Annotated in this window: 19 protein-coding genes and 1 pseudogene; 3 read left to right on the forward strand and 17 right to left on the reverse strand. The window is 67.7% G+C overall.

The genetic code is table 11. The features are described 5' to 3' along the window. Positions 1-2: 2 nt before the first annotated feature. The 8 genes from DID98_RS31210 to DID98_RS31245 form a co-directional block, all read right to left on the reverse strand. Positions 3-893 (reverse strand): amidohydrolase, encoded by an 891-nt coding sequence (locus DID98_RS31210; RefSeq protein WP_124485217.1) that lies wholly within the window; start codon positions 891-893, stop codon positions 3-5. Between the two features lie 43 nt (positions 894-936). Then, positions 937-1,878 (reverse strand): ABC transporter substrate-binding protein, encoded by a 942-nt coding sequence (locus tag DID98_RS31215; protein WP_124485216.1) that lies wholly within the window; start codon positions 1,876-1,878, stop codon positions 937-939. A gap of 86 nt (positions 1,879-1,964) precedes the next feature. Then, positions 1,965-3,002, reverse strand: a complete 1,038-nt coding sequence (locus tag DID98_RS31220) for an ABC transporter permease (protein WP_124523172.1) — start codon at positions 3,000-3,002, stop codon at positions 1,965-1,967. Between the two features lie 19 nt (positions 3,003-3,021). After that, complete coding sequence (locus DID98_RS31225) at positions 3,022-4,566, reverse strand: sugar ABC transporter ATP-binding protein (protein WP_124571964.1); 1,545 nt, start codon at positions 4,564-4,566, stop codon at positions 3,022-3,024. A gap of 12 nt (positions 4,567-4,578) precedes the next feature. Continuing rightward, the gene (locus tag DID98_RS31230; RefSeq protein ID WP_124523170.1) at positions 4,579-5,355 is read right to left on the reverse strand and encodes an SDR family oxidoreductase; all 777 of its coding nucleotides are present in this window, start codon (positions 5,353-5,355) and stop codon (positions 4,579-4,581) included. An 83-nt stretch (positions 5,356-5,438) separates the two neighbouring features. Further along, positions 5,439-6,716, reverse strand: coding sequence for an L-fuconate dehydratase (locus DID98_RS31235; protein ID WP_124523168.1), 1,278 nt, complete (start codon positions 6,714-6,716; stop codon positions 5,439-5,441). A 23-nt stretch (positions 6,717-6,739) separates the two neighbouring features. Continuing rightward, positions 6,740-7,582 carry an ureidoglycolate lyase gene (locus tag DID98_RS31240; protein ID WP_124523166.1) on the reverse strand — a complete coding sequence of 281 codons (843 nt, stop codon included), beginning with the start codon at positions 7,580-7,582 and terminating at the stop codon, positions 6,740-6,742. Positions 7,583-7,650: 68 nt separating this feature from the next. Continuing rightward, entirely contained in the window at positions 7,651-8,415 is a 765-nt protein-coding gene (locus DID98_RS31245; protein ID WP_124523164.1) for an SDR family oxidoreductase, read from the reverse strand. A gap of 677 nt (positions 8,416-9,092) precedes the next feature. On the opposite strand from DID98_RS31245, the gene DID98_RS31250 reads away from it, so the two are divergent. The 3 genes from DID98_RS31250 (at position 9,093) to DID98_RS31260 (ending at position 11,054) form a co-directional block, all read left to right on the forward strand. Beyond that, entirely contained in the window at positions 9,093-9,383 is a 291-nt protein-coding gene (locus DID98_RS31250) for a DUF3331 domain-containing protein (protein ID WP_044847789.1), read from the forward strand. 167 nt (positions 9,384-9,550) lie between these two features. After that, positions 9,551-10,537: an oxidoreductase gene (locus DID98_RS31255; RefSeq protein WP_124523162.1), complete on the forward strand. Its 987-nt coding sequence runs from the start codon at positions 9,551-9,553 to the stop codon at positions 10,535-10,537. A gap of 214 nt (positions 10,538-10,751) precedes the next feature. Further along, a complete protein-coding gene (locus DID98_RS31260) occupies positions 10,752-11,054 on the forward strand; it encodes a DUF4148 domain-containing protein (RefSeq protein WP_124485209.1) in 303 nt (100 codons plus the stop codon). 210 nt (positions 11,055-11,264) lie between these two features. On the opposite strand, the gene DID98_RS31265 is transcribed toward DID98_RS31260, so the two are convergent. The 9 genes and pseudogenes from DID98_RS31265 to DID98_RS31305 all read right to left on the reverse strand — a co-directional run. Next, positions 11,265-12,461: a TauD/TfdA family dioxygenase gene (locus DID98_RS31265; RefSeq protein ID WP_124523160.1), complete on the reverse strand. Its 1,197-nt coding sequence runs from the start codon at positions 12,459-12,461 to the stop codon at positions 11,265-11,267. A gap of 23 nt (positions 12,462-12,484) precedes the next feature. Next, entirely contained in the window at positions 12,485-13,444 is a 960-nt protein-coding gene (locus tag DID98_RS31270) for an alpha/beta hydrolase (RefSeq protein WP_124523158.1), read from the reverse strand. A gap of 36 nt (positions 13,445-13,480) precedes the next feature. Beyond that, the gene (locus tag DID98_RS31275) at positions 13,481-13,969 is read right to left on the reverse strand and encodes a thioesterase family protein (protein ID WP_124523156.1); all 489 of its coding nucleotides are present in this window, start codon (positions 13,967-13,969) and stop codon (positions 13,481-13,483) included. A 6-nt stretch (positions 13,970-13,975) separates the two neighbouring features. Continuing rightward, entirely contained in the window at positions 13,976-14,941 is a 966-nt protein-coding gene (locus tag DID98_RS31280) for an L-carnitine dehydrogenase (RefSeq protein ID WP_044847784.1), read from the reverse strand. A gap of 85 nt (positions 14,942-15,026) precedes the next feature. Further along, positions 15,027-15,956 (reverse strand): 3-keto-5-aminohexanoate cleavage protein, encoded by a 930-nt coding sequence (locus DID98_RS31285; protein WP_006484708.1) that lies wholly within the window; start codon positions 15,954-15,956, stop codon positions 15,027-15,029. A gap of 100 nt (positions 15,957-16,056) precedes the next feature. Then, positions 16,057-17,010 (reverse strand): choline ABC transporter substrate-binding protein, encoded by a 954-nt coding sequence (locus tag DID98_RS31290; RefSeq protein ID WP_044847783.1) that lies wholly within the window; start codon positions 17,008-17,010, stop codon positions 16,057-16,059. A 262-nt stretch (positions 17,011-17,272) separates the two neighbouring features. Then, positions 17,273-17,878: a M17 family peptidase N-terminal domain-containing protein gene (locus tag DID98_RS31295; protein ID WP_124523154.1), complete on the reverse strand. Its 606-nt coding sequence runs from the start codon at positions 17,876-17,878 to the stop codon at positions 17,273-17,275. Positions 17,879-18,023: 145 nt separating this feature from the next. Next, entirely contained in the window at positions 18,024-19,529 is a 1,506-nt protein-coding gene (locus DID98_RS31300; RefSeq protein ID WP_185500411.1) for a PQQ-binding-like beta-propeller repeat protein, read from the reverse strand. Positions 19,530-19,921: 392 nt separating this feature from the next. Then, positions 19,922-20,125, reverse strand: a pseudogene (locus tag DID98_RS31305) (porin); the annotation flags it as partial.

The following is a 20,125-nucleotide window of genomic DNA, read 5'->3' on the forward strand; positions in this document are numbered from 1 at the left end:
TTTTATATGCGGGGCTTCGAATCGCCGGGCAGCGCATAGCAACGCGCGGCCGTGCCGCCCCACAGCGCGTTGCGCTCGGCCGCCGACAACCGCGCTTCGGCCCAGCGCTCGACCAGCGACGCCACTTCGTCATACGACGCCGCAAGCAGGCACACGGGCCAGTCCGACCCGAACATCAGCCGCTGCGGGCCGAACGCGTCGAGCGCCGCGTCGAGGCATTGCTCGATGTGCCGGATGTCCTGCCCGCGCAGGCCGCGCCGCCAGTCCGTCTCGGTCACGAGCCCCGACAGCTTGCACACGACGTGCGGCAGCGCGCCCAGCTCGCGCAACCCGGCACGCCAGCGGGCAAGCGCAGCGCCATCGCGGTGGAATTCGGCGAGCGGCGGCTTGCCGGCATGATCGAGCACGAGCCAGTGCGCATCGTGCCGCGCGCAGAACGCGCGCACGTCGGGCAACTGGCGCTCGAACACGAGCACGTCGTACACATAGCCGTTCGCCTGCAGCCACGCGACACCGCGATTGAACGCGGGATCCGCGACGAACGCGCCGACGTCGGCTTCGTCCTGCACCTGGTGACGAAAGCCGCGCAGCTTCGGGCTGCGCCATTCGGCGATGCGCTCGGCGAGTTCCGGCGCACCGAGATCCTCCCAGCCGACCACCGCCGCGATGTGCGCATCGTCGCGGGCGAGATCGAGCAGGAACGCCGTCTCGTCGCGCCCGGCGCGCGCCTGCACCGCGATCGACGCGCCGAGCGCCTGTGCATGCATCTGCGGCCACAGCGCGTCGGGCAGGTAGTCGCGGGCGAGCACGCCCATGCCGGGACCGATCCACGGATAGTCGGCCGCGCGGTAACGCCAGAAGTGCTGGTGGGAATCGATACGCACTGCGCCCATGGTGTCCTCGTGATTCACCGTTGCCCGCCGCGTCACGTCGCGCTCAGTCGTACAGCACCGCCGTGATTTTCGGGTCGTCGATATTGGTCTTGTCGTACCAGTAGAAACCGGTATCGATGACCTTCGGCAGCTTCTCGCCCTTGACCGACTTCACGGCCGCCTCGACCGTCTTGTAGCCGATCCCGACCGGGTTCTGCGTGATCGCGCCGGCCATCAGCCCGCTGCGGATCGCGTCCTTCTGCTGCTTGCCCGAATCGTAGCCGATGATCACGACCTTGCGCTTCATCTCGCGCACGCCGTTCACCACGCCGATCGCCGAGCCTTCGTTGGTGCCGAACAAGCCCTTGAGCTTCGGATACGCCTGCAGGATCGACTTCGTCACTTCGGTGGACTTCAGCTGATCGCCCTCGCCATACTGCACGGTCACGACCTGCACCTTCGGGTGCGCGGACTTCATCCGTTCGAGAAAGCCGTCGCGGCGGTCGATGCCCGTGCGGCTCGTCTGGTCGTGCGCGACCACGGCCACCTCGCCTTCGTCGCCGATCAGCGCGGCGAGCTTGTCGGCGGCGAGCGCGGCGGCGGCCTTGTTGTTGGTCGCGGCGGTCGTCACCGGGATGTCGCTGTCGACGCCCGAGTCGAACGCGATCACCGGAATCTTCTCGGCCTGCGCCTTCTTCAGGAGCGGCAGCGCGGCCTTGCTGTCGAGCGCCGCGAAGCCGAGCGCGGCCGGCTTCTTCGCGATCGCGGCGGACAGCATGTCGATCTGCTTGTCGACCATCGCCTCGGTTTCGGGGCCTTCGAACGTCACCTTCACCTTGTAGTCCTTCGCGGCCTGCATCGCGCCCGCCTTCACGGCCTGCCAGAACTGATGCTGGAAGCCCTTCGAGATCAGCGGGATGTAGGATTCCTGCGCCTGCGCGCCGGCCGTCGCGCCGACGGCGAACGTCAGCCCGACGATCGCGTTCAACACCTTGCTCCTGATCACTTCGCGTCTCCTTGGTTGGTATCGACTGAAATGCCGGCCCGGCCGGCGGTGAAGCGCCTGCATGTTCGTGTTCGTGCGTGCATGCGTCAGCGGCGGCGCCGGCGCAGGATGTCCACGTAGACGGCGAGGATGATGATCACGCCCGTCACGACCGTCTGCCATTCCTGCGCGACCGACATGATGCGCAGGCCGTTGGTCAGCACGCTCATGATGAACGCGCCGATGATGGTGCCGACGATGCTGCCCGCGCCGCCCGACAGCGACGTGCCGCCGATCACGACGGCCGCGATCGCGTCGAGCTCGTAGCCTTGCCCGAGCGCGGGCTGCGCGGAATTCAGCCGCGACGCGATCAGCAGCCCGGCGATCCCGCACACAGCGCCGCTGAACGTGTAGACGGCGATCTTCCACGCATCGACATTCACGCCGGACAGCCGCAGCGCTTCCTCGTTGCTGCCGAGCGCGAACGTGTAGCGGCCGAAGATCGTCCGGTTCAGCACGATCGACGCGCCGACCGCGACGAGGAACAGGATCAGCACCGCGTTCGGGATCGGCAGCGCGGGAACGAGGCTGCCGATCAGCGAATCCTGCGCGATCGACGTGAAGCCCGGCGTGTCGTTGAAGTAGATCGGCCGCGTGCCCGAGATCACGAGCGACAGCCCCTTGAGCAGCATCATCATGCCGAGCGTCGCGATGAACGGCGGCACCTTCATCTTCGCGATCACGAAGCCCGACACGCTGCCCGACAGCGCGCCGAACGATAGCGCGGCCAGGATCCCGAGCGGCAGCGGCAGGCCCCACTTCGTCAGCACGACGCCGGCCATCACCGCGCAGAAGGTCATCAGCGTGCCGACCGACAGGTCGATGCCCGACGTGATGATCACGTAGGTACACGCGACGGCCAGCACACCGTTCACGGCGGTGGCCTGCAGGATCGTCACGAGGTTGTCGACTTCGAGGAAGTTCGGCGACGCGAAGCTGAAGAACACGATCAGCAGCACGAGGCTCGCGAACGCGAGCAGCTTCTGCCGCGCGGCCGGGTTGAAGAAGCGGGCACGGAGGCCCGCTGCGCCGGCCGGCGTGTCGCCGGTGGCAAGAGGCGGAACGGGATGCGTATCGTTGGACATGATCGGGTAAGCGTCGGAATCAGGACAATACGGTCGACTCGCGCTGCGTCGCGAGCTGCATGATCTTTTCCTGCGTGGCGTCGGCCGCGCGCAATTCGCCGGTCACGCGCCCTTCGCACATCACGAGGATCCGGTGGCTCATGCGCAGCACCTCGGGCAGCTCCGACGAGATCATCACGATCGCCTTGCCGTCGGCGGCGAGCGCGTCGAGCAGCTTGTAGATTTCGCTTTTCGCGCCGACGTCGATGCCGCGGGTCGGCTCGTCGAAGAACAGGATGTCGCAGTCGCGCAGCAGCCACTTCGCGATCACGATCTTCTGCTGGTTGCCGCCCGACAGGAGCCGCGCCGGCTGCGCGACGGACGGCGTGCGGATCGCGAGCTGCCGCACGTACGACTGCGCGGTGTCGCGCATCCCGCGCGCATCGAGGAACATGCCGCGGCGCACGAAGCGCCGCATGCTCGACAGCGCGATGTTGTTCTGCACGTCCATCCCGACCGCCAGCCCGAAGTGCTTGCGGTCCTCCGAGAGATAACCGATCCCGTGCCTCACCGCGTCGGCCGGCGTGCGGATCGTCACGGTCTTGCCGTGCACGCGGATCTCGCCCGCGTCGACCGGGTCCGCGCCGAACACCGCGCGCGCGACCTCGGTACGGCCCGCGCCCATCAGCCCCGCAAAGCCGAGGATCTCGCCGCGCCGCAGCGTGAAGCCGACATCGCGGATCGCGCGGCCGCGCGACAGCCCGCGCACCTCGAGCGCGACCGCGTTGGCCGACGTATCGGGCGGCGTTCGGAACGTCGCATCGAGCTGGCGGCCGACCATCATCGCGATGATCGCTTCCATCGACGTATCCGCCATCGGCACGGTCGCGACGTACTTGCCGTCGCGCATCACCGTCACGCGATCGGCGATCTGGCGCAGCTCGTTCATCTTGTGCGAGATGTAGACGATGCCGACGCCGTGCGCGCGCAGGTCGCCGATGATGCGGAACAGCTCGGCGATTTCCGCGTTGTTCAGCGCGGCGGTCGGTTCATCCATGATCAGCACGCGCGAGTCGAACGACAGCGCCTTCGCGATCTCGACCATCTGCTGCTTCGCGACCGTCAGCCGGCCGACCGGTGTGCGCGGGTCGAGATCGAGCCGCATCCGCGCGAAGATCGCGGCGGCGTCGCGGTTCAGCCGGTCCTCGTCGACGAACACGCCGAAGCGGCCGCGCGGCTCGCGGCCGATGAAGATGTTCTGCGCGACGCTCAGGTGGTTCATCAGGTTCAGTTCCTGATGGATGATGCCGATCCCGAGCGCCTGCGCGGCGCGCGGATCGTCGATGTCCACCGCGCGGCCGTCGATCCGGATCTCGCCTTCGTCCTTCTGGTACACGCCGGCGAGAATCTTCATCAGCGTCGACTTGCCCGCGCCGTTCTCGCCCATCAGCGCATGCACTTCGCCGGCGCGCAGGTCGAAGCGGCAATCGTCGAGCGCCAGCACGCCCGGAAAGCGCTTGCTGACGCCGGTCAGCTCGATCAGCGCCGCGGGCGCGGGGGTCGTCGGGTTCGGATCGGGTTGCATGGCTCGCCGCCCTCAGCCGATCGCGCGATCGAGATGCGTATAGCCGCCGTCGACGAACAGCCACTGGCCCGTCGTGTGCGATGCGCGCGCCGACAGCAGGAACACGGCCGTGTCGGCAATCTCGTCGGCGGTCGTGAAGCGCTTGCCGAGCGGCACCTTGTCGGCAATTTCCGCGAGCTTCGCTTCCGGGTCGTCGAAGCCCGCGATCCAGTTCCGGTAGAGCGGCGTCATCACCTCGGCCGGGATCACCGCGTTCACGCGCACGCCGTCGTCGCGCAGCGCGACCGCCCATTCGCGCGTCAGCGCGAGCTGCGCGCCCTTCGATGCGCAATAGCCGCTCGTGTTGCCCTGGCCGGTGACGGCCGTCTTCGACGAGATGTTGACGATCGCACCGCGCGTCGCCTTCAGGTGCGGCACGCAGTAATGCGCCATCACGTAGTAGTGGATCAGGTTGCGTTCGAGCGACGCGACGAACGCGTCGCGCCCGGCATCGAGCCCGACGCCGTCGTTGATGCCCGCGTTGTTGACGAGGCCGTCGATGCGGCCGAAGCGCGCGACGGTCTGCGCGACTGCGTCGCGGCACTGTGCGTCGTCCTGCAGCTCGACGGACACGCACGCGGCGCGCGGCTGCTTCTGCGCGAGTGCGCGCCAGAAGCCGTCATCCGGCGCGTGGCGCGCGAACACCACCGGAATCGCGCCTTCGCCGGCAAGCCGCATCGAGATCGCGGCGCCGATGCCCGACGCGCCGCCGGTCACGATCACGACCTTGTCTTGCAGATTCAAATCCACTTCGCGTCTCCGTCGTTCATGTTGTCGCCGCGCGCAGGTCATGCGCGGGTCGTCGTGCGCCGTCGTGCTGCGCGCTGCGCGCTTCAGCCGCGGAACCGGTACTGCTCGAGCGATGCCGGCTTCATCTCGATCGAGAAGCCGGGTGCCGTCGGCGGCAGGTACGCCGCGCCGCGCACGACACAGGGCTCGACGAAATGCTCGTGCAGGTGATCGACGTATTCGGTCACGCGCCCTTCCTTCGTGCCGGCAATGCACACGTAGTCGATCATCGACAGATGCTGCACGTATTCGCACAGCCCGACGCCGCCCGCATGCGGACACACCGGCAGCCCGTACTTCGCGGCCAGCAGCATCACCGCGAGTATCTCGTTCACGCCGCCGAGCCGGCACGCATCGATCTGCACGACGTCGATCGCGCCGCGCGCGATGAACTGCTTGAACATCACGCGGTTCTGGCACATCTCGCCGGTCGCGACCTGCACGGGCGCGATCGCCTCGCGGATCTTGCGATGCCCTTCGACGTCGTCGGGGCTCGTCGGCTCCTCGATGAACCACGGTTTCGCGAACGCCAGCTCGCGCACCCAGTCGATCGCCTCGTCGACTTCCCACACCTGGTTCGCGTCGATCATCAGCTTGCGGTCCGGGCCGATCACCTCGCGTGCGATCGTCACGCGGCGGATGTCGTCCTCCAGGTTCGCGCCGACCTTCAGCTTCACGTAATCGAACCCGGCGTCCACCGCTTCGTGACACAACCGGCGCAGCTTGTCGTCGCTGTAGCCGAGCCAGCCGGCCGACGTCGTGTAACACGGGTAGCCTTCGCGCTCGAGCATCGCGATCCGCTCGGCCTTGCCCGGCGCCTGCCGGCGCAGCAGGTCGAGCGCTTCGTCCGGCGTCAGGCAGTCGGTCAGGTAGCGAAAATCGATCGCGCGCACGATGTCCTCGGGGCTCATGTCGGCCACGAGCCGCCACAGCGGTTTGGCCGCAGCCTTCGCCCACAGATCCCACACCGCGTTCACGACGGCGCCCGTCGCCAGGTGGATCGCGCCCTTGTCGGGGCCGATCCAGCGCAACTGGCTGTCCGAGGTCACGTGCCGCCAGAAGCGGCCCATGTCCTCGCGGATCCAGTCGAGGTCGAGGCCGACGACGAGGTGACGCATCGCGTCGATCGCCGCGCAGCAGATTTCGTTGCCGCGCCCGATGGTGAACGTGAGCCCGTGGCCTTCGAGCCCGTCGCGGTCGGTTTCGAGCACGACGTACGCAGCCGAATAATCGGGGTCCGGATTCATCGCATCGGAACCGTCGAGCTGGCGCGAGGTCGGGAAGCGCACGTCGAGGACGCGCATCGATCGAATGATAGGCATGGCGAACCGTCCGGGAAAGGGTTTCAGGCCTGCACGGTGCGCTGGCGCTGCTCGCCGAGCCCGTCGATGCCGAGCGTGATCACCTGCCCGGCGCGCAGATAGACGGGCGGCTTCTGCCCGAGGCCCACGCCCGGCGGCGTGCCGGTCGAGATCACGTCGCCCGGCTGCAGGCTCATGAAGCGGCTCAGGTAGCTGATCAGGTGCGGCACGCGGAACACCATCGTCGCGGTCGTGCCGTTCTGGTAGCGGTGGCCGTCCACTTCCAGCCACAGCCGCAGCGCGTGCGGATCGGGCACTTCGTCGGCCGTCACGAGCCACGGGCCGAGCGGGCCGAACGTATCGTTGCCCTTGCCCTTGTCCCACGTGCCGCCGCGTTCGAGCTGGTACTCGCGCTCCGACACGTCGTTCACCACGCAGTAGCCGGCGACGTGCGACAGCGCGTCGGCTTCGTCGATATAGCGGCCGCCCCGGCCGATCACGACGCCCAGCTCGACTTCCCAGTCGGTCTTCTCCGAGCCGCGCGGGATCTCGACGTCGTCGTTCGGCCCCGAGATCGCGCTCGTCCACTTGCCGAACACGACCGGCTCCTTCGGGACGTCCATCCCCGATTCCGCCGCGTGGTCGGAATAGTTGAGGCCGATGCAGATGAACTTGCCGACGCGGCCGACGCACGCGCCGAGCCGCGGCGCGCCTTCGACGAGCGGCAGCGACGCCGGGTCGAGCTCGCGCAGCCGCGCGAGCGACGCGGGTGCGAGCGCGTCGCCGGCGACGTCGTCGATCACGCCCGACAGGTCGCGGATCCTGCCCTGCGCATCGAGCAGGCCCGGCTTTTCATGGTGTTTGTCGCCAAATCTCAGCAGTTTCATGTGGTGTGAGCGGAAATGGAAAGTGAGTGGAAGGAAGCGGTCGGCTACACGCGGTCGGCTAGACGCGGTCAGTTCGACCAGCCGCCATCGATCAGGTGAATCGCGCCGGTCGTGAACGACGCTTCGTCGGACGCGAGATACAGCGCGAGCGCGGCCACTTCGTCCGCGGTGCCGATACGGCCCATCGGCTGACGCGCGACGAACGCCTGGCGCACGGTATCGGTCGACACCTGGCGCGTGCGCGCCTGCTCGGCGATCCGCTGCTCCAGCGACGGCGACTCGATCGTGCCCGGGCAGATCGCGTTGCAGCGGATGCGCTGCTCGACGAAATCGGCGGCGACCGACTTGGTCAGGCCGATCACGGCCGCCTTGGTCGTGCCGTAGACGAACCGGTTCGGCACGCCCTTCACGCTCGACGCGGCCGACGCCATGTTGACGATCGACGCGCCGCCCGCAGCCAGCATCGCCGGCAGCAGCGCGCGGATCAGCCGGTACATCGACGTGACGTTCAGGTTCAGCGAGAACGCCCACGCGGCGTCGTCGCAGTCGAGGATCGAGCCGTGGTGCACGAAGCCCGCACAGTTGAACAGCACGTCGAACGCGCGCTCCTGCGCGGCGAGTGTGGCCACGTCGCCCGCATCGGTCACGTCGAGCCGCCGCGTGGCCAGCCGGCCGCCCGCGCGTTCGGCGTCGGCCGCGAGTTGCGCGAGCGCGGCTTCGTTGATGTCGGTCGCCAGCACGTCGGCACCCTCGCTTGCGAACCGCAGCGCGGTCGCGCGGCCGATACCCTGCCCGGCCGCCGTCACCAGCGCGCGCTTGCCCTGCAATCTCATGAGCACCTCTCCCGAAGAAGCCGGCCGGGCCGGCTGATTGGCACAAAGGACTAAAGGTCCAACCAATCATAGGAACAGATTCCGGATTTGTCACGTTCGTGTGATTCAGTATTTTCCCGAGCGGGAGAATCGGGCGGAAGGCGCTGCGGCGGGCTTCGATTACCGTATTTTTCAGGTTCCGCCGATCGGCCGCGTATCGCGCAAAGCCAATACCGGTGGGCGTTTTCGCGACCCCGGGGCATCGGAGTCGCTCCGTCGGCACCGCGAAACTGACAAAAAAGTCATGTTCCCGTCAGGGTGTCAACGGCGGGCGCGCGCGATCATGGTGTTGCCGGACCGCGCTTCCCCGGACACCGCCCCCCCGCCCGTCGCCGATCCCTGACGGGCGTCTCCGTCCCCCCGGTGTCCACGTGACTGAGCGAGCAGACACGGGGGCGCGGGCCGATTTTCCGCCCCGGGCGTGCGCGTCCGGGGCGCTTTTGTCGTTGGCTTTTTCACGAAAATGCGCGTCGATTGTTTCTGATTCGGCAAAAGGTAATTTGAGCCAGACAGGATGTTTTTTCCGGTCACAGACGCTTACATTTAGCGCACCACTCATGGAAACCGCTACGGATTCGCCCTCGGGTAGTGACATCCACTGCCACGGCCGAAACCGCACGAGCTTTAGGAAACGGCAAATGAAGGCCTCCAAATCCCTGCCTGTGCTCGATCCCGCCGACGTCCACGTCGAAATTCTGGAACGCTCCGATACGCTGCTCGTCGTCCGCTGGGTCGAACCCGGCCGCTGTCACTACGGCGAACAGCGCTGGCGCCGCCGCTTCGCGCAGCGCACCGGCACCTGCGCGCTGTCGCGCCAGGTCATCCAGCGCGGCGACGAAGTGTTCCGCCCGGCCGAGCGCCCGGCACCCGCGAACGCGGCGGCGATGATCTCCGCGGCCGAAGTGCTCGCGCTGGCCGGGAGCCGGTAACGCCCGCCGGCCACCCGTGCCGGGGCCCGCGGCCTGATGCGCTGGCGCGCCCTAGAACCGCCGGTCTAATTCCCCCGCTTGTCTGTCCCGCCTGCGCGGACTATCGTTACACCACCCAATGTAACGATTACGCGTCGTGGCGCACTGCCACGCCGATGGAGGCAGACATGCATGCATGGAGCGCGCGCCACGTCCCGGCGCAAGGCGGCAAGGTCGCGGTCGTGACCGGCGCCAACAGCGGCCTCGGCTGGCATATCGCGGAAACGCTGGCCGCCAAGGGCGCGACGGTCGTGATGGGCTGCCGCGATGCCGCGCGCGCCGCCCACGCCGCCGCTGCGATTCGCCGGCTCCATCCCGCCGCACAGATCGAAGTCGATCAGCTCGACCTCGCCGATCTCGCGTCGATCCGGCGCTTCGCCGCCGACGTCGCCGACCGCCACGGCCGCGTCGACATCCTCTGCAACAACGCCGGCGTGATGTTCCTGCCGCTGCGGCACACGCACGACGGCTTCGAGATGCAGTTCGGCACCAACCACCTCGGCCATTTCGCGCTGACCGGCCATCTGCTGCCCGCGCTGCGCGCCGCCCGGCGCGCGCGTGTCGTGACGATGTCGAGCGGCTTCAACCGCGGCGGCCGGATCCGGGTCGACGACCTGCGCGCCGAGCACCGTTACAACCGTTATCTCGCCTACTGCGACAGCAAACTCGCGAACCTGGTGTTCGCGCTCGAGTTGCAGCGCCGCTTCCAGCGCGCGGGGTTCGCGGGAATCAGCGTCGCCGCGCATCCCGGCTACGCGGCAACCAACCTGCAGTTCGCGGGCCCCGCGATGGACAGTTCGCCCACGCGCGCCGCGCTGATGCGCGCGGCGAACCGTTATCTCGCGCAACCGGCCGAGCAGGGTGCGTTGCCCGCGATTCATGCGGCGACGTCGCCCGACCTCGCCGGCGGCTCGTACATCGGGCCGTCCGGCTGGCTCGAGTCGCGCGGCCTGCCGGCACCGGCGAGCGTGCCGCGCGCGGCACGCGACGTGGCCCTCGCGGCTCTGCTGTGGGAGGCCTCCGAAGCCGCGACGGGCGTGCGTTTCCTGAGTTCGGGCGCGTCCGCCGGCCGGCCGCCCGCCAAGCCGTTCGATGCGGCCGCCGAGGCGCGCTGAATCCCGCGCGTGCCGCCTCAACATTCTTCATACTTATTACACTTACAGAAACGAAAGCAGGATGAAAGCCTGATCCGGCGTCCCACTGTTACCGCCCTGGAAACAATCTATCGTCAAAATCAGCGTTTACCCTCAACGACCCGGTGACTAAGATTTAGTCAATCGCTGCAGACATGGTGTCGCAAGCGAACCCAATAAAACACCGGAGGTCATCATGAAATCGCTCGTTTCCGCAGTTGTTGCCGCTGTCGCCCTGTCCGCTTCGTTCGGCGCTTTCGCACAAAGCACCGTGACCCGCGCTCAAGTCCGCAACGAACTGGTTCAGCTCGAACAAGCCGGCTACAAGCCGGGCGTGTCGAGCCCGTACTACCCGAACGACATCCAGTCGGCGGAAGCGCGCGTTCATGGTGCCGACGCCAGCGGCTACGGCGCGCAACCGGCTCCGGTCGTCCACTCGGGCGCCCCGGCTGCCGCAGCGTCGTCGAACGCACGCGACTCGGTCTTCTTCGGCCAGTAAGCCGACGCGCCCCCGGCGGGCGCACCGCGCATCGCGCGATGAAGAAGCTGGATCCGGACGAGCCCCTCATGCGGGCTCGTCTTTTTTTGTGAAAACGCATACCTCCGCCGCCCGGCAGCGGGTGGCTTCGCCCGGGCGCCTTGCGTCCGGGCGCTTTTTCTCCGGCGAGGTATGCGTAACGAAGTCGACTGCGGAAGTCGAATGCGCCGATCAGCGCCCGGCGGCAGCCGCGGGCAGCGCACGCGACAGCACACGCCAGCGCGACAGCAGTTCGTCGCGATCGACGTAGCAGCCCTGCAGATGCCGGCGGCCCGTCGACGGATCGAACTCGGTGCGCGCATGAAGCACGCGCCGGTTGTCGAACGCCCACATGTCGCCCGCCCGCAGCCGGCGCTGCACGCGGAAACGCGGCTCGCGCGCGAGCGCGAGAAACCGCCGGTACGCGCGGTAGACGGCCGCGACGGCGCCGGCCGGCGCATCGAGCGGCCCGCGCAGGAAGTTCGCGACGCGCACCTCGGTCACGTTGCCGCGCGCATCGAGCCCGATCACCGGCGCCGAACAGCGGTAGTCGCTGTTCGCACTCTTGTTCCAGAACTCGAACGGTGTCGACGCAAGTTGCGTGAAATCGTCCGGATATTCGCGCCGCAGCGCATCCGCGAGCGCGAAGCCGTCGAGAAACACGCTGTCTCCGCCCGTTGCGTCGTTCGCGAGGCAGTGCAGGAACTGCACGCCCGGCTGCAATTCACGCGTCGGCAGGTCGGTGTGCGGCGGCAGGTTCAGCGACGTATAGGCATTGCTGTCCGGCCGCGGCTTCGATTCGACATCGAACAGCACGCCGAAATTGCTTTCGCGGATCAGGCCGACACGCCGCGCGATCTGGTCGACCCGGCCGGGTTCGGCCGGCACGCCCTCGACGAGCGTCAGCCCCGTGCGCTGCAACGCGGCGAGCCAGGCGAGCAACGCGCCGTCGTCCTTCATCACGTCACGCCACGCGAACACGCCGATCGCCGTCGCATCGTCGCCGGTCCACACGTGCCGCCCGTGCGCGGCCTGGCGTTCCGCGCGGGACGCATCGTCGTAAGCATGCGCGCGCAACCATCCCGGCGACCAGGCGCTGCGATGCCCGTCGTTCCACTCGACGTGCAGCGCGCCGTCGGTTTCGACATGCACGACGAGCGCCGACAGATCCTCGCGCGCATCGGCGATCTCGAACACCTGTTCGCGCGTGAGCGCATGCACGCACGCGGAGCACGCGCAGTTGTCGCGCAACCAGTCGAAGTGAAACGGCGATCGTCGCGTGTCGCTCCACTCGACGTTCACCGCACCCTCGCCGATCGTCGCCGCCGCAATGGCGGCGTCGGCGGAAAAGGTCCGCCAGTCCTCGATACGGTGTTGCGCTGCCTGCATCGTTGCCTCCCGGAAAACGCCCGCTACGCGTGTGGTGCGAGCAGAAACCCGCCGATCATCCGGTGCATCCGCGCGGCCTGCGGGCTCGTTCCGAGCGCGCGCCAGCAGCCGTGCACCAGCCCCTCTCCCATCCAGTAACGCGCGGCGCCGCCGGCCGCGAGAATGTGTTCGACATAGACGCGCGCATCGTCGCGCAGCGGATCGTGTTCCGCGCCGATCGCGAGCACGGGCGGCAGGCCGTCGAAACGCGCCGCCGCGAGCGGCACCGAGGCGCGCAGCAGCCCATCGTCATCGCCCGGCGCATCGTCGCGTTCACTGCCCCAGTACAACGCGCGATAGCGATGGACGTCGTCGAGCGTCAGCATCGGCGCGTGTGCCTCGGTTTCGCGCGCCGGCGATTGCGGTTCGAAGCCGAGCATCGGATAGACGAGCGCGATCCCGTCGATGCCGCCTTCGCCCGCATCGCGCAGCGCGGTCGCGACGGCGGCCGCGAGGTTGCCGCCGGCACTGTCGCCGGCGAGCGTCAGCGGTCGCGCGCACGCGTCGAACGGCCAGTGCGCTGCGTCGCGCACGGCGCGCGTGACGGCCAGGCAATCGTCGAGCGCGGCCGGCGCGCGATGCTCGGGCGCGAGCCGGTAGTCGACCGCGATCACGGCAAGCCCCGTGTCGGCCGCCAGTTGCGCGGTGATCAACGCATGACTGTCGAGCGAGCCGACGACGAAGCCGCCGCCATGAAAGAACAGCACGGTGCCGCGCGGCTCACCGTGCGCGGGCGCATAGCGCCGCAGCGCGATCGCGCGTCCGTCCGGCGCATGCCACACCGCATCGTGCCGGACGATGCCGGCCGGCAGTTCGGCGGGCGTCCATGCGGCCGCGAAGCGATCGTAGACGCGGCGTTGCTCGTCGGGCGAGCGCGCCGCTGCGTCGGCCGGATACCACGCGTCGACGGCCGCGACGAACGCCGCGATTTCCGGTTCGAGCATCGTGTGCGCTCCGCGGTCCAGGGTTGAACGTCGACGCTAGCGGCGCGGCGGCAGTCCGATCACGCGGCCCGCATACGCAGGGGCCGCGCAATCGCGCTGCACCGCATGCAGTTCGGCCACGCGCGCGGCGACGTCGTCGTCGAACGGCGCCGATTTCGCGCCGTTGCGCGTGTCGACGTGCAGCAGCATCTGCTCGCTCGCCGACACCGCGCCGTCGTGCCCGTCGGCGAACAGTTCGAGATACAGGTGCAGCCGCTTCGCGTCGTGCGCGAGCACGCGCGCATCGACGCGCACGCGCGTGCCCTCCTTGATCTCCTGCAGATAGTTCACGTGCGCTTCGAGCGTGTAGACCGAGCGGCCCCGCTCGCGACGCGCGGCGTCGTCGAGACCGATGCGGTCCAGCAGCGCATCGGTCGCGAAGCTGAAGATCAGCAGATAGAACGCGTCGCGCAGATGGCCGTTGTAGTCGACCCATTCGGGCCGCACGACGTCGCGGTAGATCGTCAGCGGGGTATCGCCTGTCATGTTCGTTCAGTCCTCGAATCGCATTCCGTGCCGCGCCTTCACCGCGGCGATCGCCTTCAGCACCTCGGTGATGCACTCGTCGCGATAGCGCTCGAGTTCCTTGATGCTGCGCGTGCCCTGCTGCTCGCTCGTGCCTTCGACGACGCTGTCGATCAGTGCATCGGTCAGCTTCGGCGCGACCAGCTTCGTCCATGGCAGTTCGAGCGCGGGGCCGAACTGCTGCATGAAGTGTCGCATGCCCGCGTCGCCGCCGGCCAGCGTGTACGTCAGGAACGTGCCCATGAACGACCAGCGGATGCCCGCGCCGAAGCGGATCGCATCGTCGATCTCGCCGGTCGTCGCGACGCCCTCGTTGACGAGATGCAGCGCCTCGCGCCACAGCGCTTCGAGCAGCCGGTCCGCGATGAAGCCCGGCACTTCCTTGCGCACGTGCAGCGGCCGCATGCCGAGCTTGCGATAGATCTCCATCGCCGCCTCGACCGCTTCCGGCGAGGTGCGCGCGCCGCCGAGCACCTCGACGAGCGGCAGCAGGTAGACCGGATTGAACGGATGACCGACCACGCAGCGCTCCGGATGCGTCGCCCGCGCATAGAAGTCGGTCGGCAGCAGCCCCGACGTCGACGATGCGATGATCGCGTCCGGCTTCGCCGCGCGGCTGATCTGTTCGTGCAGTTCGAGCTTCAGCGCCTCGCGCTCCGGTGCGCTTTCCTGGATGAAGTCCGCGTCGGCGACGCAGGCCTCGATCGTCGACTCGAAGCGCAGCCGCGCGGGATCGGCGCCCGGCGCGAGGCCGACGCGTTCGAGCGCGGGCCATGCATTCGCGACGCTCGCGCGCAAGCGCGCTTCCGCGTCCGGCGCGGGGTCCCACACGACCACGTCCAGACCGTGCGCGAGCGCACGGCAAATCCATCCGCTGCCGATCACGCCGGTGCCGATCGCGGCGAACGTCTTGATGTCGGTCTTCACTGCCATGTCAACACATCCTTCAAATCGAGGAGAATCGGACGGCGGCGCACCCGTGCGCGCCGCCGCATTGAAGCGGAATCAGCCTTGAAACTCACGCGAACTCGGCCACCGCGCGGCGTTCGAGCAGGCGCTCGCCACGCGCCGGCAGGCCGAGCTTGCGACGCCCTTCGGCCGGCGTCAGCACGCGGCCGCCGAGCCGTTCGACGATTTCCCGCGCACGCTCGACGAGCGTGCCGTTGGTCGCGTGCACGCCGCGATCGAGCCAGATGTTGTCTTCGAGGCCCACGCGCACGTGGCCGCCGAGCAGCATCGCCTGCGCGACCATCGGCATCTGCATGCGGCCGATCCCGAAGCCGGCCCAGTGCGCGCCCGGCGGCAGGTTGTCGACCATCGCCTTCATCGTGCCGGTGTCGGCCGGCGCGCCCCACGGAATGCCGAGGCACAGCTGGAACAGCGGCGGATCGTCGAGCAGCCCTTCCTTCAGCAATTGCTTCGCGAACCACAGATGGCCCGTATCGAAGATTTCCAGTTCCGGCTTCACGCCGAGTTCCTGGATGCGCTTGGCGCCAGCGCGCAGTTGCGCGGGCGTCGACACGTAGATGTAGTCGCCGTCGCCGAAATTCAGCGTGCCGCAGTCGAGCGTGCAGATTTCCGGCAGCAGTTCCTCGACGTGCGCGAGACGCGTGAGGCCGCCGACGAGATCGGTGCCCTTGCCGAAGCGCATCGGGTCTTCGCCCGGGCCGATCTCCAGATCGCCGCCCATGCCGGCCGTCAGGTTGATGATCACGTCGACGTCCGCCGAACGGATCCGGTCGACCACTTCGCGGTACAGGTTCGGGTCGCGGCTGCCGCGGCCCGTCTGCGGATCGCGCACGTGGCAGTGCGCCACCGTCGCGCCGGCCTTCGCGGCCTCGATCGCGGCGGCCGCGATTTCCTTCGGCGTGACCGGAATCGCCGGATGTTTGCCGACCGTATCGCCCGCGCCGGTGACCGCGCAGGTGATGATGACTTCGTGGTTCATGCTGAGTGCCCTCGTTTGCTTCGGTTCGTGTCGCTCGATTTCCGTCGTACTGCAGATGATTTTTCGCTGCGCGCCGCCCGCTCGCGGCGCGTGCGGGCCGTTACAGGCCGAGATAGGCCTTCACGGCAGGCAGGCCGTCCTTGCCGTCGAACGTCTTGACGCCGGCGAGCCAGGCATCGAGCACCTGCGGATTCTTCTTCAGGTACGCCTTCGCGGCGTCGGCCGGCTTCGTCTTGTTCATCACCGACTGCATCAGCTGGTTCTCCAGCTGCGTCGTGAAGCGCAGGTTCTCGACGAGCTTGCCCGCGTTCGGGCAGCGCGAGATGAAGTCGGGCGCCGTCAGCGTGTACACGCGCGCTTCGCCGTAGTTCGGGCCGAACGCCGCATCGCCGCCGGACAGGTAGTTCATGCTGATCTGGATGTTCATCGGATGCGGTTCCCAGCCGAGAAACACGACCCACTTCTTGTCGCGGATCGCGCGCTCGACCGTGACGAGCATCCCCGCCTCGCTCGATTCGACCAGCTTGAAGCCGCCGAGGCCGTACTGGTTCGTGTCGATCATCTTCTGGATCGTCGCGTTCGCGCTGCTGCCCGGCTCGATCCCGTAGATCTTGCCGTCGAGCTCCGCGCGGTGCTTCGCGATGTCCTCGAAGGTCTTCAGGCCGGCCTGGTATTCGTAGCTCGGCACCGCGAGCGTCGCCTTCGCGCCCGACAGGTTCGGCGGTTCGACCACGTTGATCGACTTGCTGTCGAGGAACGGCTGGAGCTGCTTCTGCTGCACCGGCCACCAGTAGCCGAGCGAGATGTCCAGCTGCTTGCTCTTCAGGCCGGCGAACGAGATCGGCACCGATGCGATCGTCGTCGTCGGCTTGTAGCCGAGCCCTTCGAACACCGTCGACGCGAGCGCCGTGGTGGACGTGATGTCGGTCCAGCCGATATCCGCGAAGCGTACGTTGCGGCAAGTCGCGGCATCCGTTTCGGCCTGCGCCGCGGTCGCGAACGCGCCGGTCGCCAGCACGGCCGCGACGAACGCGGCGATCTTTGTCGACTTCATGGTTTCTCCCCTTCGGTTGGACCGATGTCCGACGGTGCGCGGAGTGCGTCCCGGCCTGCATCGTGGGAGTAAAAGTAACGAGCCATATTCACCGCAAGACGACCGCCGGCGACCTGTTCTTGACTATTTGCGACTATGGGTGGAAACCACTATGCGCAGGGAGCGGCTTGTATGGCGGGGGTTTGGGACGAATTTCGATGAGGAGGGGTTTGTCCGGATGCGGCGTCATGAGATGCCGTACGCGACAGCCAAACGGGGTCAGTCAGGTCCGTGCGGCTGCAAGCGCGTTGCCGAAATGCTCCACGGCGCCGTCGAAGCGCGCCGCGCCGACGTCGAACACCCAGCGGCGCAGCGCGGGGGGCGCGGCAAGACCCAGCTCCGCGACCCGATACCCGGTGTCGATCGCGGCCAGCACGGCCTTCACCATGGCCTGCGGCATGCCTTCGGTGGCGGCGGTCGTCAGCCCGCCGTCGAGTATGCTCGGCGCAAAGGCCGCGCTTTCGACTTCTTGCTGGATCGCCGTCCGCGCGGCCGTGGCGACGGCATCGGCGGTTCTTGCGATCGTCCAGCTTGCCGGATCGCCGAGCCCGACCAGCAACAAGGAACGCGCCGCGATGCCCGCGGGCGGATGGCTGATCCACAGCGTTTCCATCGGCGCGGCCAGAAAACGGCCCTCGCGCCGCAAGCCGATGAGTGCCCCCGACAGTGCGAGGTCGAGATGGCGTAACCCGCCGGTCGGGCCATCGCCCGTCGCCTCGCGGGCAAACATGCAGCCACAGGAAAGGTCGACCTGCGCGCCTACGCCATCCCATGCGGCGACCTCGAAGGCCACCTCCCGCCAACGACCGATATTGTGTCGAAGAACCAAATCGTCTCTCCCGCAAGATTGGAACAGGGTCCGGAGCGCAGCGCGCGCCCCGGTGTCCGGCGTTGCGCCTCTTCATCCGCCTGGCCGGGCTTGCGCCGGCGCACGAGCAACCCGTCATCCGCGTACGCCGGTATCTGCGTTGCGCTTATTGCCTGGCGGCAAGACCGAACGCATAGAGCTTGTGACTCGTGCCGTCGTACGGCAGACCGAGTACCTTGGTGTGGTAGCCCGCCCCCCAGTACACCGACCCGTCGACGATGGCAGCGCCCGACACCACCGCGCCGTTGTTCTCGTAGCTCCACTTGATCTCGCCCGTCGCCGCATCGAGCGCATACATGCTCGCGCCCGTCCCGGCCAACGAGCCGGCATAGACGACCCCGTTTGCGGCCGACATCGCCACCGTGTCCATCTTGCCCTGCGGGTCGGCCGTGCGCCACAGCACCTTGCCGGTGGCGGCGTCGACCGCCGCCCAGATGCCGCCCTTGGTCGTCTTCTGGCCGTTCGGACCGTTGTCGACGTCGATCGATTTTCCGTCCAGGTTGCCGATCGAAACGTAGATGCGCTTGCCGTCGGCGGCCGTCCCCCACAGCATGCCGCCCAGCAGGCTGCCCGGCCCGACCTGCGTCTGCCAGACCACCTTGCCGGTCTTGGGATCGAGCGCCCAGTACACGCCGCTCTTCGCGCCTGCGCCCACCAACGTCCTCTCCTTCCCGTTGATGGTCGCCTTGAACAGGTTGGGCCCCGAGCCGAAATCGTAGTCCGGGCCGTCGTCGTGGTCGTAGTTGGTCGACATGTCGGCCGCCAACGTACGGGTATGCCAGACGATCCTGCCGGTCTTGAGGTCGAGCGCGACAAAGCTGTCGATCATGTTGGCAGGCGTATCGGGTTTGCAGTTCTTCTGGGTCGGGTAACGGCAGTGACCCGGCGGAACCGAGAAGTTGTTGCCCGTGGTCACGTAGAGCAGGCCGGTTTCATGATCGACCGCCGCCGTGTTGCCCCACACCGAGCCGCCGGTATATCCCTTCGGCACCATATAGGTCTTCCACAGCATCTTGCCGGTCCTGGCGTCGAGGGCGACCACCGCGCCGCGATAGGTCGGCTTGTCCTTGAGCGCCTCGGCACGCGACGAGAGGCCGACGTACACCACGCCGCGATCGACGATCGGCGACTGGGTAATGATCGCGGTCGGATCCGAATCCACCTTGGTCCGCCACAGCGGCGCGCCATCCTCTGCCTTCGCTGCCAGCACGAACGCGCCGGTCGGGTTGTTCGCAACCTGGGTGCCCTGCCCGAAGATCAGCGTGCCTTCCCAGTAGGCCGGGCTGGTGCGCGACGCATCGTTGTCGATGCCGCTGTATTCGGTGATCTTCTTCTTCCACTTCACCTTGCCGCTGGCGGCATCGACCGCCCACAGCGAGCCGCCGAAGTCCGGCACATACACGGTGCCGTTGGCGACGGTCGGCGTGGCCGACACGTTGCCGTCGGTATCCAGCGTCCAGCGCGGCGCAAGCTGCGAGACGTTGTCGACGCCGATGACGCGCTCGTCCGGCGCGGTACGCGTGTTGTCGACACCCTGCCCGGCAAAGACCCAGTCCGCCGCCGCACCCGGGCCGCTTGCGAGCATGCCGAACAGGGCAAGCGTTCCGATCATGGCCGGCGTACGCCGACGCCACGAGGCAAGTCCGGCATGCTGCTTGTTGGATGTTTTCATGACATCACCTTACCGAGAGAAGAGTGACTGATGACCGGCCGAACCGAAACGGCCGCGGTGAAAAAAACTGGCGCGCCGGGGCGACTGGAAGCGACCGGGACGCTGGCGATACCCGACCTGCGCGTGCTTTCAAAAGCGGGGAAAAGATCGACATGGCCGGGATGAATCATTTGACGCAGCGTGAATACCAATACCCAAAGTTCGGTTGCGAAGCACGAAACATAGGACCACTGCATGAAACCACCACACGCGCCGATGAAACATGCGGGCCCGTGACGACAGCGCGCGACGACGCGCGAACCCTGAAGCCGATGCACCGGCAGATCCGCCGCTCAGAACGTATGCATCATCCCCACATACGCGCCCGTCTGCGACTCACCCGTCATCGGACTCGTGCCCGACGTCGCGTCGCGCGGCGACGCGAGCAGCGAGAAGTTCGAATTCCCGCCGTTGCGCACGTACGCGACCGTCCCGTACAGGAACGTGCGCTTCGACAGGTTGTACGTCGTGCCGAGCACGTACATGATCGCGTGGCC

The sequence above is a fragment of the Burkholderia sp. Bp8984 genome, from assembly GCF_003853755.1.
Taxonomy (GTDB): Bacteria; Pseudomonadota; Gammaproteobacteria; order Burkholderiales; family Burkholderiaceae; genus Burkholderia.

Excerpts from the sequence above, each read along its gene's own strand:
- DID98_RS31265 (WP_124523160.1), bottom strand. The coding sequence starts at position 12,461 with ATGCAGGCAGCGCAACACCGTATCGAGGACTGGCGGACCTTTTCCGCC.
- DID98_RS31255 (WP_124523162.1), top strand. The coding sequence starts at position 9,551 with ATGCATGCATGGAGCGCGCGCCACGTCCCGGCGCAAGGCGGCAAGGTC.
- DID98_RS31290 (WP_044847783.1), bottom strand. The coding sequence starts at position 17,010 with ATGAAGTCGACAAAGATCGCCGCGTTCGTCGCGGCCGTGCTGGCGACC.
- DID98_RS31300 (WP_185500411.1), bottom strand. The coding sequence starts at position 19,529 with ATGATCGGAACGCTTGCCCTGTTCGGCATGCTCGCAAGCGGCCCGGGT.
- DID98_RS31210 (WP_124485217.1), bottom strand. The coding sequence starts at position 893 with ATGGGCGCAGTGCGTATCGATTCCCACCAGCACTTCTGGCGTTACCGC.
- DID98_RS31240 (WP_124523166.1), bottom strand. The coding sequence starts at position 7,582 with ATGAAACTGCTGAGATTTGGCGACAAACACCATGAAAAGCCGGGCCTG.
- DID98_RS31250 (WP_044847789.1), top strand. The coding sequence starts at position 9,093 with ATGAAGGCCTCCAAATCCCTGCCTGTGCTCGATCCCGCCGACGTCCAC.
- DID98_RS31235 (WP_124523168.1), bottom strand. The coding sequence starts at position 6,716 with ATGCCTATCATTCGATCGATGCGCGTCCTCGACGTGCGCTTCCCGACC.
- DID98_RS31280 (WP_044847784.1), bottom strand. The coding sequence starts at position 14,941 with ATGGCAGTGAAGACCGACATCAAGACGTTCGCCGCGATCGGCACCGGC.
- DID98_RS31285 (WP_006484708.1), bottom strand. The coding sequence starts at position 15,956 with ATGAACCACGAAGTCATCATCACCTGCGCGGTCACCGGCGCGGGCGAT.
- DID98_RS31220 (WP_124523172.1), bottom strand. The coding sequence starts at position 3,002 with ATGTCCAACGATACGCATCCCGTTCCGCCTCTTGCCACCGGCGACACG.
- DID98_RS31270 (WP_124523158.1), bottom strand. The coding sequence starts at position 13,444 with ATGCTCGAACCGGAAATCGCGGCGTTCGTCGCGGCCGTCGACGCGTGG.
- DID98_RS31225 (WP_124571964.1), bottom strand. The coding sequence starts at position 4,566 with ATGCAACCCGATCCGAACCCGACGACCCCCGCGCCCGCGGCGCTGATC.
- DID98_RS31260 (WP_124485209.1), top strand. The coding sequence starts at position 10,752 with ATGAAATCGCTCGTTTCCGCAGTTGTTGCCGCTGTCGCCCTGTCCGCT.
- DID98_RS31245 (WP_124523164.1), bottom strand. The coding sequence starts at position 8,415 with ATGAGATTGCAGGGCAAGCGCGCGCTGGTGACGGCGGCCGGGCAGGGT.
- DID98_RS31275 (WP_124523156.1), bottom strand. The coding sequence starts at position 13,969 with ATGACAGGCGATACCCCGCTGACGATCTACCGCGACGTCGTGCGGCCC.